At 41.9% G+C, this 13,277-nt stretch carries 11 protein-coding genes; 1 reads left to right on the top strand and 10 read right to left on the bottom strand.

The window, feature by feature from the left end; translation table 11 throughout:
* The first annotated feature begins 446 nt into the window (after window positions 1–446).
* Complete coding sequence (locus A8O23_RS09700; protein WP_066620205.1) at window positions 447–1,841, top strand: hypothetical protein; 1,395 nt, start codon at window positions 447–449, stop codon at window positions 1,839–1,841.
* Between the two features lie 81 nt (window positions 1,842–1,922).
* On the opposite strand, the gene A8O23_RS09695 is transcribed toward A8O23_RS09700, so the two are convergent.
* The 10 genes from A8O23_RS09695 to A8O23_RS09645 form a co-directional block, all read right to left on the bottom strand.
* Window positions 1,923–2,219 carry a hypothetical protein gene (locus A8O23_RS09695; protein WP_066620202.1) on the bottom strand — a complete coding sequence of 99 codons (297 nt, stop codon included), beginning with the start codon at window positions 2,217–2,219 and terminating at the stop codon, window positions 1,923–1,925.
* 171 nt (window positions 2,220–2,390) lie between these two features.
* A complete protein-coding gene (locus A8O23_RS09690; protein ID WP_066620200.1) occupies window positions 2,391–3,767 on the bottom strand; it encodes a site-specific integrase in 1,377 nt (458 codons plus the stop codon).
* Between the two features lie 834 nt (window positions 3,768–4,601).
* Window positions 4,602–5,558: a calcium/sodium antiporter gene (locus tag A8O23_RS09680; protein ID WP_066620194.1), complete on the bottom strand. Its 957-nt coding sequence runs from the start codon at window positions 5,556–5,558 to the stop codon at window positions 4,602–4,604.
* A gap of 491 nt (window positions 5,559–6,049) precedes the next feature.
* The gene (locus A8O23_RS09675) at window positions 6,050–6,550 is read right to left on the bottom strand and encodes a hypothetical protein (protein WP_066620192.1); all 501 of its coding nucleotides are present in this window, start codon (window positions 6,548–6,550) and stop codon (window positions 6,050–6,052) included.
* Window positions 6,551–6,655: 105 nt separating this feature from the next.
* The gene (locus tag A8O23_RS09670) at window positions 6,656–6,979 is read right to left on the bottom strand and encodes a hypothetical protein (protein WP_153042144.1); all 324 of its coding nucleotides are present in this window, start codon (window positions 6,977–6,979) and stop codon (window positions 6,656–6,658) included.
* A gap of 104 nt (window positions 6,980–7,083) precedes the next feature.
* Window positions 7,084–7,812, bottom strand: a complete 729-nt coding sequence (locus A8O23_RS09665; RefSeq protein ID WP_239693376.1) for a DedA family protein — start codon at window positions 7,810–7,812, stop codon at window positions 7,084–7,086.
* Window positions 7,813–7,905: 93 nt separating this feature from the next.
* Window positions 7,906–9,243 carry an MFS transporter gene (locus A8O23_RS09660; protein WP_066620186.1) on the bottom strand — a complete coding sequence of 446 codons (1,338 nt, stop codon included), beginning with the start codon at window positions 9,241–9,243 and terminating at the stop codon, window positions 7,906–7,908.
* Window positions 9,244–9,626: 383 nt separating this feature from the next.
* Window positions 9,627–10,034, bottom strand: a complete 408-nt coding sequence (locus A8O23_RS09655; protein ID WP_153042143.1) for a hypothetical protein — start codon at window positions 10,032–10,034, stop codon at window positions 9,627–9,629.
* Between the two features lie 771 nt (window positions 10,035–10,805).
* Entirely contained in the window at window positions 10,806–12,119 is a 1,314-nt protein-coding gene (locus A8O23_RS09650; RefSeq protein WP_066620182.1) for an N-acetylmuramoyl-L-alanine amidase, read from the bottom strand.
* A 6-nt stretch (window positions 12,120–12,125) separates the two neighbouring features.
* Complete coding sequence (locus A8O23_RS09645) at window positions 12,126–13,016, bottom strand: TolB family protein (protein ID WP_066620181.1); 891 nt, start codon at window positions 13,014–13,016, stop codon at window positions 12,126–12,128.
* Window positions 13,017–13,277 lie beyond the last annotated feature (261 nt).

The raw sequence follows: 13,277 nt of genomic DNA, 5'->3' as shown, positions 1-13,277 counted from the left end.
ATTTAAAAATATTTTATCCCAAAGGCATTGCAATGAAAAGTAAATTTAGGTGTGAACAAAGTGATTCGTTTACAGTAGTGTTTAGATATATAAAATGTTATTTTATATAATGTTTTGGTATTATGTTTAAATCTTTTACCTAGGGTTTGCTTATGAGTGTAAACATGCGCAGGTTTGCTGGAACAGGTGTTTTGATAGGTGTTTAATTTGGCTTTTTACCTTGTGGCGCATCGGGATTACTATATAAATGTCTATAACGGCGTTTCATAAGATGTAGGAGAATATACACTATACATCGAGCGATGGTGTTTGATATGATCTTTTAAATTTAAATTATTTAAATGGAAACATTCGTATTTGAAAATCATAGCATAGTCTTTATTATTAATAAGGTAGATGTTTTAAGCAATTAACGTAGCCCACTATACCTAAACAAGTTTTATAATATGATGAAAGATTATTTTCAAAGGGATAACCTAATAAGTTTAAACCTTAAAGACGCTTACGATGTCTTAGATGATGCCATAAAACCAGTAGAGCCATATACAAACTCAGTTTATAATTCTAGGTTAATATATAATCAAAAGAAGCCTGAAGTTCTTTATTTAACAATTTATTATTCACCATCTGAGTATTTGTATGAAAAATTGTCATATTTAAAAGAAAATGGCGTTAAAGTACTGCAGTTTTTAGGTCCAAAACCAGTTGAAAACAAATGGCAAATACATGAAATATTTGATTTTTCTGAAAGTAATTTGATTCTTATTGAAGGAAGTAATTATTGGGAGCATGACAAAAAGCCAGTCGTTTTAACAATTGATAATATGCATATACTTATTAACAGTAGTTATGAAGGTGATGGTCGTTTTCAACTAACTGAAAATGTGTTCCAACATATGCATGAACATATCCGTTATGGCCTTTTAGGTCGGGATAGCCTTTATGAGCCATTTATTTATTCGGATTCTAATAAACAAACAAACTTTGGTCCAATAAATTTTATTTTATCATTTGAACATAATTTTGACAATATTTCAAAGTATGATATAACTATATCAAGGGATGCGTATTTGATAATAACGGATGATTCTGATAATCTTTTAGATAATGAAATCATTGCAATTGGAGAGCATATATGTCTGATAATGTCTTTCTACTGGCAGAAGAATATTGATTATTTTAACGCTAGAATAAGAGCTAATAGGATGGAAAACTATAGAACAAGGCAAATATTAAAGTTTTCAAATCATTCTATTGATGAATCTCAAGACTATTTATTAAAAGAAAGATACCCAAATTTTTATGATTTTATTGCAGTTGTAGACTTTAATCTTTTTATTCATAATCTAAGCCTATTTAGAGAGTGTACTAATAGGATAATAAAATCAAAAGATGTAGATGATACTTCTGCATTTATGATTTTGTATAATATAATTGAAAAAATAAGGAATTATTGCATGGAAGTTCCAATAGCTGGTAATAGTCTTAAAATAAAAGAAGAGTATACTTTTAAAAGAGGGGTAAATGCCACTGATAGGTTTATCAAAGAGAAGATAAAAGAAATAAAAGAGATTGTAGATGAAGCGGAAGCTGAAACTTTTGTGTCTAAAGCTAGTGACAAAGTGAACTTTATTAAAAAAACTGGATTAATTGACCAATTTGACAACTTGTTAGTTTACTTAAGTTTATCACCTGAAAAATATGACCTGAATTTTAAGAAACTAATTCAAACTAGAAATAATATTTACCATGGTAAACTGCCAAATGAAGATGTGAGAGCATATAATATAGGCATGAAGAGCTTAATTTATGACATGATGTTGAAATTAGTGACTGCTTAACTGCAAAATTTCTTACAATGAAAACGCCCTTCACATGCTCCTAGTAAAGGGGAGTATGGAAGGGCGAATTAGAAATAATTCCTATTTGATAGGATTGCTTAGTATAGCTTTCTTTATTTCAGGTCCGCTATAGTAAATCCCTTTGGTGCCTTTTAGCTGGTGTTTCTTTACAACTCCTTTCTTGACTGCCTTGTCTAGCGTAGGGATTGAAATACCTAACCAATTACACACCTCTTCTGGGCGCATAAGGTCCTTTGGTTCTTTGTTGGCTAAATAAGTTTCTTCAATGAAGTTTTTAAGAGTTGGCAAAAGAAGCTTTAGTATTGATTCTGCAATGCCTTGGATGAAAGATTTGTTGAATAAGTTAATTGAATCCATGAATAAATAAAAAAATGTTTGATTTCCCAATACTCTCTACTTTGCATATATAAATAAGAGTATCTGTAATTTAGTAATGCAAAATTATTCCGTTGCTTACAAGTGAAAGAAGTTTTTGTAAAGATTTTATGCAAAGTGGAAAAATAAAAGAGGGCTGAAAGCCCTCTTTTATTACCTCATCCAAGCCTTAAGGGCTTGATTATTTGTATGTGCCTTATGGCTTCCAAGATATCTGTGCATGGTTCGTGCATCTTCATGGCCTGTCACATTCATGATTGATTTAGTATCCATGCCTCTTTGATGAGAAATGGTCACGTACGTCCTTCTAGCAGTATGACTGGTCATGAACTGATATTTTGGTCCAGACCTAATTACCGCCTCTTTTCCACAGTATCTTCTATCTACTACATTATCATTAATGCCTGCTAACTTTCCCAGCTCCTTCAAATACACATTAAACTTTTGGTTGCTTATTTCCTCAAAAACTAATGAGTTCATGCTGTCATTGCTATACCTATTTAATATTGAAAGTGCGTCTGGAACAAGTAGTATTTCCAATTTTTTAGGCTTATTCCCTTTTTGTTGGAATAGGTGCCATTCTTTTTGACCTGACGTATTCTTTATTAACTCATTCCAACGTAATCTTGCCAAATCAGAGAACCGTTGCCCTGTAAGACATTGGAAGCAGAACATATCACGCACTTTTGCTAACCTTTGATTGTCTTGTAGGTTTAAATCTATGAGCTTTGTTAGTTCGTTATAGGTAAGATAAATGACGTCTGGCTTTGTTTTGGGCGTTTTAAAGCCTTTAAAAGCAATTAATTTATGATAGCCTTTGTTTAAAGCCCACTCCATATAAACTTTCAAGCACTCTAGGTACTTACTTACAGTGTCTGTCTTCTGTTTTCTTGTAGTAGTAAGGAAGTGCTTGAACTTCTTTTCAAATGTTGAATCTATAGTGTCAAACCTAACACTTGAAGTAAGCTTAACCTCATACTCCTTTATTAATAGTAGGAGTGTTCTATACTTCTTTAGTGTAAGTTCTTTAACCTCTATGCCTTTTTCTTCAATAAACTCAATATAGCGCTCTTTGAAGTCAAGGATTTCTGCCTCATGCTTGAGGTTTGTCTTGCCCAAAATGCGTGCTTTTAAAGTTCGTGGTTCTGGGATTGTTCCTTGCTCAAGGTAAAAGTTCAAAGATTCTATTGCCTCTTTTTCACATTGGCTTAGCTCCTCTTTGAGTTCCATGTATTTCATGAAGCTCTTTTTAGGTAACTTAGCCTTAGAATCCCAGTTGCAAGGAGCGATACTTAATTTGGTAGACATTCTTAGCCTTTTCCTGTAATAGGAGAAATCAAGAAATATTAGGGTTTCTACTTTTGATTTTTCGTTTTTGCTGTCTTTTAAATAATAGCTTGCAGCGTTCTCTTTCATTTTTTTATCTACTTCACTTAGCTTTGAAACAAAGGTAAATTGGTTGCTTACAAGTGGAAGAAGGTTTTCTGAACTATTTTCTACCTTCTTCCTGTAAGGATAAACAGGTGACAAAAAGGTGACAAAAATGCATTAACCACTTTTAGTCAAGTTTACCTAGATTATGTGAAATGATGGAATGAGGCCGTTCTAGGGCGATTTTGGGTAAGATTGGTAAAAGCTAGATAAAGGACTCGTAGTCCTGTTCCCGCTACCCAACAGTAAGATAAAGCCTTGTAAGTTAACTGCTTGCAAGGCTTTTATCGTTTTACAGGTGACCAAATCTGAGCCTATCATAGTCCACTTCATTATTCTATAGACAATCGACAGGAGTTCTTGCCGCTTATCTATATCGGCACGAAGTGCGATGAACATAATCATCCCCCAGTTTGTCACCACCTGGCGCCTCTTATACCCGTTACCGGTTGGCCGCGTTAAAAACCCCGCTGCCCTCCTTGCTTAACGATCTTCACAAATTGCCAACACTTGGCAAGTATTGCTTGCCGTGAGTGTGTCTAGAGCCCTTACAGAGGTACTCGAGCAGCAGTTCCTAGAGGCAGTCACAGTCCCGCCGACAATTGCGGTAAACATAGTGGATGTTCTATCGGGGCAGAAAGTTCAGAGGCATCCTGTGCGACTGAATATTACCTTTGCCCACATAGAAGATCAAATTATGAATGGTGCGCAAAGGCTATTTCTGCATTATTAAAAGTATTTCTCTCTTCTAAAGTGTCTTTTCTAAACATTATTATCGGTTGTCGGTCAAGTAACTTTGAAAGCCGCGGGTATGCAAATTTTTCTTTCCCCACCAATGAGGCTTAATTTATAGTCGTCTAAATCAAATCAACGATCCACAATTTGTCGCTCTCTCAACCCTTAAAGCCGGATTTTAACTTTTAAAATATTGAACTACCCCTGGCTGACCAGCACGGCAAGGTACGCTAGATAGAGGGTCAGGAGTGTAGCTCCTTCCCACCTTGCCAGCTGCCTGCCCCTGCCCGTGAAGATGAAAATAAACAGAAGAAGGCCGGCGGCAATATTCACTCCTATGTCCAGGAATGAACTCGCATTGACCTTTAGTGGAGTAACAACCGTTGAGACACCCAGGATCAGGAATATGTTGAAGATATTGGAGCCCACCACATTACCTATGGCAATGTCCACATTCCTTTTCCGTACGGCAACCACTGATGTCGCCAGTTCAGGCAAAGAAGTGCCTATGGATACCACCGTCAACCCAATGATCCTCTCCGACAACCCAAATGCCTGGGCAATACCCACGGCACTAGTCACAATCAGTCGGCCACCTAGAATTAGTCCGGCAAGACCAAGTCCAATGAACAATATGGCTTTAAGATAGGTGTAGTTCTTTGTCTCCGTCGTTTCATCTGCCGGGCTATTTTGGGCTATTTTTAGGTTATAGACTAAAAAGATGCAGAAGAATAAAAGCAAAAGAGAGCCTTCAGTTCTGGAAATATAGCCTGTCGGCAAATTGTCAAGATATACATCACTTGCTACGGCCAAAACGGCGACGGCGGCAAGCAGGCTCAGTGGAATCTCCAACCACGTAGTATTCGTTTTGACTGACAATGGGTATATGAGGGAAGATATCCCCAGAATGGCCAGAATATTGAAAATATTGCTGCCTAAGACATTCCCTAGTACCATCTCCGTATTGTTTTCAACGGCAGCAAAGAGGTTTACCACCAGCTCAGGTGCCGAGGTGCCGAAAGCCACGATAGTGAGTCCTATGACTATATTGGGGATTCCTAATCTCGAGGCCAAGCTGGAAGAGGCGTCTACAAGTTTATCTGCCCCAAGTATAAGGCAGATAAACCCTGCCGCAAGAATTACAATGTTTAACATCTTTCTATTAGTTAGGGTAGCATAAAATTTTTTTGAATGTATTCATTACAGTCGCTAATGCTTTGATACTTATTTTTCGGTTCAAAGATTGCCTCTCAATAGATCAAGTAACACAAGATTATCCAAGGCCGCTGCCGGTTGATAGAGTTGTTCTGTTTGCTTTATAAATAATGAACCATTTAGTGTAAGAATGGAAAGTGTAAGCACGGAATTTATAAAGGTATCTCCTCTTCCTGGTTTTACTTTCCCTTTGCCCAGAGCCCCTTTTAATTTTGTGCAATATTGCGGAGGCTGTTATGCGCTGCCTAAGCAACAAAAGAAAACATTCTCATAGTACCTACCATGAACTTATCCTGTACCTCCAGCACGGTGGAGCCGTTTGGTGTGACAAACCTGCCCATACAGATTTGATAAAAGTAAACAGGCTTTAAGGACTGGGCACTAAATGGAAAGCACCAGACTCCTGCCACAGTGCTTTCCCAAAGCTTAGTCTATAATTTGTTATTCGCTGAAATGGCTTGCGCTATGATTCCGGCCCATTTTTTGGCTAATAGAAGTTCCCCTTGCATGGTCAAACTGTCGTACTCCACATTGTAAAACTCAAGCTTGGTTTCCTTTCTTCCCTTGTCCCGGTAGGTAAGCACCAGGCCAGATTGGTCAGTTTTGCTGTAGTTGCCATCTTTGCTAGTTATGGTTCTGCTGACATCTTCAACCCGGCAATGCTGCACCTGGGCCAGGTTCACCTTCTCAGAGGCTGCCTGGCCATTTACCTTTCTTAGGAAGAAAAGTATGTTGGCGGTGCTGTCTATTCCAATTAAAGAATTATTCCAGAGGTCATGCTGAGTGATTTGGCACCCGCTTTCTTCAGCTAGTTTAAGAAGATCCTGTAGTTGCTCTTGCTCCCTTCTTTTATTTTTTGCACTCATTAGGTAGAAAGGAAGGATGCAGGCAATAAGTAGTGCCATCCCTATGGCAAATGATGATAAATCCATGAAATTTCAATTTAGTTTTTTGCGAAAAAATTAATGTAGCCTGGTTGTATGGCCAAAGGCTGGTTAAGGTCCTTAGGAGCTTATGTGGACAGTCGTAAAAACTAATCACCAGAAATCATGGAAAGGATAAATCAAGTCGGCTTGCTTCAGCAAAATCAATAAGCTCCTTGCGTAGGATCTATATTGTATAAAGCCGCTGCAGCAAATCACTTCCAAATTAACCTTGGAAGCTGATAGGGCGTTACCGGTGTTCTTCAGGAATGGGCCGGTAAAGTTGGTGCTGACGGTGAACTGGCTTTCCGTCTGGGCGATGTGGCATGGGATGCCCCACGATTCCACCGGACTATAATATTGGGCATCAAAATCAGCGCTCTTTGGCAGGTCTGAGAAGCTACCAAATACTTGGCCTTCTTGAAAGCCAGTAACCAAGCTGTACAAAACAGCTGTGGTAAATATAAGGAACCTCCAAATTGCGTTATTCCCCTTCATTGGGTTTGATAATGGTAAATTTTTGTGTTTGTTTTTAGGAAAAACTACTTCCTGCTATTGTGGTTAATTGGGGTGGAGGCAAGGGCCTTCCTGCCGAGTGCAAAAAGCGGAGGAGCAACAGAAAGAACCATAATGCCCAGAATTAGGAGCGAGAAGTTTCTTTTGATTACCGGAATATTGCCAAAGGCATATCCGGCCAATAGAAACAAACCTACCCAAAGCACCGCACCCACTACGTTGTAAATGGCAAACCTGCGGAAGTTCATCTTGCCAATGCCCGCCACAAATGGCGCGAAGGTTCGGATAATGGGAATAAAGCGAGCGTAAATAATCGTTTTTCCTCCGTGCTTGGCAAAGAAATGCTGAGTTTGGTCTATGTAACTGCTTTTAAGAAACCAATAGTTTTTCAGGTAAACACGGGCCCCTATTTTGCTGCCGGTGTAATAGTTGAATGAATCTCCTAAAACAGCCGCTACAAAGAGTAAGATCAGTAACAAAGGAAGACTTAACTCTGAAGAGGGAACGGCTGCCAGTGCTCCTAAGGCGAACAAAAGAGAATCGCCAGGCAAAAAAGGGAACACCACCAAACCTGTTTCGCAAAAGATTATCAGGAAAAGGACCAGGTACACCCAGCTTTCATAGTTGCTGATTAATGTAACAAGGTGGTGGTCTACGTGCAGGATAAAATCAACCAGTTGATGTAGCAACTCCATAGAATACGTAAATAGAAACGCAGATATTTGAATACTGAGTTGCAGAGCAGCTTGTGGCATGCTCTACAACTTAGTATTCGTATGATTTTCAATTCTAAACTTATAGAAGCCTCCTCTTTATGAGAAAGTGAAAAAGACAAAGGCAGTAGAGTGCTAGAGTTGGATGGGCTTCATTCTGGGTACCATTAAGTGCATGATAAACCAGGCAAGCAGGTAACTGGCGCCGCAAATCAGGAACATGATGAAATAAGCGGTTTCTAACTGGTTAATACTCTCATAGTAAACAAACATGCGTTTCTGAACCAAAGCAGAAAGCAAAATGCCTCCTAAGCCTCCCGCCATACCCCCAATTCCGGTAACTGAAGCAACGGCCCTTTTAGGAAACATATCAGAAACGGTGGTGAAAATATTGGCGCTCCAGGCCTGATGAGCCGCCGCGGCAACCCCTATCACCAGTACTGCCAGCCACATGTTCATTCTACCTAAATCTTGCGCAAAAACAATTGACAATACAAAAAAGGCTATCAGCAGCATTGACGTTTTACGCGCTTTAAAGGCTGGCCAACCTCTTCTGATAAAGCTCAACGGAATCCAACCTCCGCCAATGCTGCCAACACTAGACATAGTGTAGACCATGGCTACGGGCAGGGCTATGTCAGTACCGCTAAGGCCATATTGTTTGTTGAGGAAGTCAGGGAGCCAGAAAAGGTAAAACCACCAAATGGGGTCAGTTAGGAATTTGCCTATCACAAAGGCCCACGTTTGCCTGAAGTTCAATAGCTTACCCCAGGAAATTTTAGGCTCTGATTCTACCGCTACCGCGGCCATATCGTCTACGTCGCTATGTATATAGTCAAATTCGGCGGTGGACAGGCGTTTGTGGCGGGCAGGAACTTCATAAAGAAGAAACCAAAAGATAAGCCACACAAAACCCAGGGCGCCGGTAATAATGAACGCCCATTCCCAGCCCAGTGTCTCAGCAATAAAAGGTACGGAAAGTGGTGCCATGATAGCCCCCACATTTGAGCCAGAATTAAAAATACCCGTAGCAAGAGCCCTTTCTTTCTGCGGAAACCACTCAGCTGTGGTCTTTATGGCTGCCGGAAAATTTCCGGCCTCCGTGACTCCCAGAAAAGCCCGGGCTACCCCGAAACCGAAGGTGCCGGATACAAATGCGTGGCAAACGGCAGCCACGCTCCAAAGAAAAGTGGAAAGAGCGTAGCCGATCTTGGTGCCTAGCTTGTCAATTACCCTTCCGGCGCCCACCATGCCCAAAGCATAAGCCACTTTGAACGCAATCTCAATGTTGGCGTAGTCAGCGGAGGTCCAGTTAAGTTCGGTCTCTAGATAGGGTTTTAGTAAAGAAATTACAGCCCTATCCAGATAGTTAATGGTGGTGGCAAAAAAGACCAGCGAGCAGATAGTCCAGCGGTACTTGCTCATCTTGGCCTGACCAGCAGTTGCCAGTGGCGTTTCTTTTAATTGAAGCATTATTCGTTAATTATTTTGTTCAGATGAGGTATAAATGGAGCTGAGTGCTTATGCATAAACACAATTGTATAAAGCACTTGAATTTGCCGTTAAAGCTGTGGATGGAAGGAGGTGAAGACTTGTAATGTGCCGTTAGAGGTAATTAGCTTTAGCTTAAGCATGCGCAAGTAAAGATTGCCATACGAATTGCATGTCCATATGTATTAGCGCTGCACAACAAATGACCATAGGAAAAACCCTCTGATGTCACCTTTGACGGCCAGGCTAAACGTTGAAGAAGCGGCTTGCCCCTTTTACAGAAATGGAAAATGATTATCTCCAGTATATGCGGCTAGCAAAACTTAAGGTAACCATCATGCAAATGACACGGAATGGACGGAAACCTACGGAGCGTTCGGTTGGATGATAAGAGGGGCAATAAGGGAGATAAAGCTTTTGCCTGGTGCCCGGGCTGCAAACGGAGGTATGTTTTCGTTTACCGGGAAAGAGAAAGAATGGTAAACTGGACCAAAGATGCCTAAGGGAAGAAAAATGCCGCCAAAAGAAATGTTAGCCTCTATGGTTACATTTTCACTCTGTTCTAAAACGCTTTGCTCTGACATGGCAGAATACTCAGGCGCCGTATGGGTAACCAGCTTTTCTGTCATAGGCCGCAGCGGCAGGCTGAATGCTATGTCATGTTCACAATGGACAGCAGCGGCAGGCATACTTTGCAGCATGATAGCGCAAAGTATAAACAGGGGTAGACCTAAAAGTCTTAACCAGCGGCTGTAAAGTGAAAATTCTAGCATACTAAATGCAAATGTACAGCTTAGAAAGGAAGAATTACTAATGTAAACTTTGGTGTCTAGAGGTTTTTCTGATGCTGCTTCTATGCTGTGCCTTAAAAGTGTGAAAAAGCAGGGAATTGATTAGTTATATACCTGTTTTTTTACTGCTATTACCAAGCTGCCACAGAGGTAGCCTCCGCTTACATGGTCTTGTTTATGGCCAAGTCTGCCATTTTCCTGTCTGCCAAGCCGAGCACCGCCTTCAGGTAGAGCTAACCTTCTCCTATTTGGTAGTAGGTCAGATCAGAGACCCAATCCAAAGCCGGCCCCCTCTACGGAAAAGTTTACCGGACAAGGTCATCTTATGGTTGGAGTAGATGATCTGCCTATGGTGTTTCTTCTGTATCAGATGTTTTGCGCATCAGGCAGGTCACTCCGGTGCGAGAAGCCTGTCTACCCTGCTCCCGCAGCTCAAATCTGATCTAGGAATAGTGTATTTCTCTTGTTTACAACATAGCTAGAAACTCTATGGACTTCATAAAATGGTGCGAAATCTGTATTGTAGGGTCTACCTAGAATGAGAAAGCCCTTGTAAGTATTAACTTACAAGGGCTTTTGCTTTTATGGGCTCAGTAAATGAGCCGAATGTACTATTGTTGTCTTCTTACAAAGCCAAAGAACAATAGGCAACAAAAAAAATCAAGAAATATTAGATTCAGAGGATTAGGCAGCGTTTATGAAAATAAGGCAGCCTTTGGTGCACCGGGTACCTCAAAGACTGCCTTGAACTTGTTACCTCTTTATGAACCTTCTGACTACTTCCCTGCCATCGATGTTCATGTTCAAGATGTAGACGCCACTTTTGAGCGAGGAGATATTAATTGGTTCCCCGCTCGTTAGTGTAGGCAGAGTGAGAACTGTCTGGCCTACTAAGTTGAGCACCCTGGCACTAGCCACTTTCCCAGTGAAACGGATGGACAATGTATTGTCGGCTGGGTTAGGGTAAAGGTCAAAGCCGTTGGCTGACTCAGCATCAGGTGTTACTGACAATACCTCGTCGCCCTGCTTCGTTATTCTGATCCAGTTCAGGTTCCAACCACCTTCTACCGCATTTACCCTAAAAGTATAAGTACCCGCAGTCACGTTAGCGGTCTGGGAAATGGTGGTCCAGGTCTGCAACCCGCCAGTGGAAGGCACATTCACATTGCCCAACTCGGTCTCTCCGTTGTTAAGATCAGCCTTGATGATGCCGGTGCTGACGATGCTGGCCACGCGGTACTCAATAAGGTAGTTTCCTGTGGTGGGGAAATGAACGTTGGTGTAGGTGGTCCAGTCGCCGGTTTCGACGTTGTATATGTTCTGGCCCCCACCGGTGTCAGAGCAGGTCTCTTTGTCCACGCCCGACATAGAAGCGTAGTCCTCCGCCTCTATGTGCGTATGAGTAGCTAAAGGCGTACAAGTGACCCCAAGGCTGTTTTTAAGCGCCGTCACGTAGGCGGCAGCAAATTTGTCTCGCCAGGCATCGTCCAAGAGCTTTGCTGCATCGGTGGCTCTGTCAACGAAGCCAATCTCGCTTAGTACGCCTACTGAATTGTTGCCATTTAAAACACCTAAATGATACGTAAGGTAGCTTTGATCTTCCACAGAGCGCCGGCTTATCCAGCTGCCCCCTGCCGCCATTCGGTCCTGAACTTCTCTTGAAAAAGTGCTGCTGGTTGTCTGGTTTGGCGTAGTCCTGTTGCACCAGAAAGTTTCCGTTCCGGTGCCTCCTCCTGCATTGCAGTGTATGCTCAGGAACCTGTCCGCTCCCCAGCTGTTAGACATGTCTCTGCGCTGAGCCAAGGAAACCCACCCGTCTCTGGTGCTCCTTGTCATTCGCACTGTCCAGTTGGAGCACTGGCTGTTCAGCTGGTCTCTCAGCTTTAGCCCAACTTCTAGGGCTGTTACTATCTCCGTCTCAGTACGCCCATCAGGGTTACCGCCAGTTGCATTATACCCATGCCCCGGGTCTATGACTATTACCTGCCCCTGTACCGTAAGCGTAAAGAAAGCTAGGCAAACAGCCAATGCTACTTTCAAAGAATAGTTTTGTATATGCTTCGTCATGAGGTGTTACTTTTTGATTTTTAAATCGGCTACATATATTTTGCCTGATTTTTCATCAGAAAAAGCAATTTTCTTTCCGTCGGGAGACACATCCGCCCACATCTCTATTCTGTCGGGGGTGTTGGTGAGTTTGGTTTTAGCGCTGGTGCTAATGGAGATGTAATAGAGCTCAGAGCCCGAGATATGATGGCCGTCTTTAGACTCATCCTCAAATGTGAGTATTCCGCTGCCGTCGGGAAGCCAACTGTTGGGCATTCCGGCACCCAGGTTCTTGCGCTTTCCTTTTCCGTCAATGGAGTACAAATACATGTTGGCGCCTTCGTTCACTATCACCTTCTTTCCGTCGGGCGAAACCAATGGGCTGTAGAACTGACCTTCCTCTTGGGTGATAACCCAAGGCTCGCCTTCTCCGTTTCGGGCCTCCAGTTTGAGTGTCTCGGGATTAATGTACACTTTCAGTGAGGGGCTTTTCTTTGCTGAGAAGGTGCGGTTGGCTTTTGGAGATCCGTCTACTGATAAGGTGCGTTCTCTGCCGCCCTTTACATCAATGCTTTTTTCCACAAGTTTTCTGGAGCCAGTAGGGGTGGTTTGCTTTTCGTAAAAAATTACGCTCTTGCTGTCCGGTGCCCACCTAGCTTTGTATCCAATTCCTTGCCCAGTCTTTATCTTTTGCACACTGCCGTTTCCGGCCATTTCTGTTATGTACAGGGCGTCATTGTGGTGGTCGGTGAACAGCAGCTTTCGGCCGTCTGGCGACCATACCGGGCTACTGTACTCTATCTTGCCATTGGTCACCTCCCGGACGTTCTGCAAAACCGGTTCTTGGGTTTGCAGGTTTGCACTGCCTAGTGATAAACTCAGGCAGGTGAAATAACATAGCGTAGTTTTAAAAATCATACTGGTTTGGTGAAAGTTAGAATATTATTAAAGTTATGGTGGAGTTGCCTGCTCTCTCCAGTGCTATTTTCTGCTTCCGCTAATTTTAGCCTACACCTGTTATAATAAGGTTTTGATGGCAGGTTGCCTTGTTTTACTCCCCAATTTAGATCTCATTGAATTTAAAGAGTGACGGAGTGTTAAAAAGAATAGATACCAGATTTGGTAGTTCTTCCGTGATAAAAAGCTGTGGTAAGCCAAAGAAGTTTGGTCAGGTGTCAA

This window comes from Rufibacter roseus, from assembly GCF_001647285.1.
In the GTDB taxonomy this organism is placed as follows: Bacteria; Bacteroidota; Bacteroidia; order Cytophagales; family Hymenobacteraceae; genus Nibribacter; species Nibribacter roseus.
The sequence above is the reverse complement of the archived record's forward strand: the minus strand, read 5'-3'. Positions and strand labels throughout refer to the sequence as shown.

Excerpts from the sequence above, each read along its gene's own strand:
- A8O23_RS09700 (WP_066620205.1), top strand. The coding sequence starts at position 447 with ATGATGAAAGATTATTTTCAAAGGGATAACCTAATAAGTTTAAACCTT.
- A8O23_RS09695 (WP_066620202.1), bottom strand. The coding sequence starts at position 2,219 with ATGGATTCAATTAACTTATTCAACAAATCTTTCATCCAAGGCATTGCA.
- A8O23_RS09680 (WP_066620194.1), bottom strand. The coding sequence starts at position 5,558 with ATGTTAAACATTGTAATTCTTGCGGCAGGGTTTATCTGCCTTATACTT.
- A8O23_RS09675 (WP_066620192.1), bottom strand. The coding sequence starts at position 6,550 with ATGGATTTATCATCATTTGCCATAGGGATGGCACTACTTATTGCCTGC.
- A8O23_RS09665 (WP_239693376.1), bottom strand. The coding sequence starts at position 7,812 with ATGCCACAAGCTGCTCTGCAACTCAGTATTCAAATATCTGCGTTTCTA.
- A8O23_RS09660 (WP_066620186.1), bottom strand. The coding sequence starts at position 9,243 with ATGCTTCAATTAAAAGAAACGCCACTGGCAACTGCTGGTCAGGCCAAG.
- A8O23_RS09655 (WP_153042143.1), bottom strand. The coding sequence starts at position 10,034 with ATGCTAGAATTTTCACTTTACAGCCGCTGGTTAAGACTTTTAGGTCTA.
- A8O23_RS09650 (WP_066620182.1), bottom strand. The coding sequence starts at position 12,119 with ATGACGAAGCATATACAAAACTATTCTTTGAAAGTAGCATTGGCTGTT.
- A8O23_RS09645 (WP_066620181.1), bottom strand. The coding sequence starts at position 13,016 with ATGATTTTTAAAACTACGCTATGTTATTTCACCTGCCTGAGTTTATCA.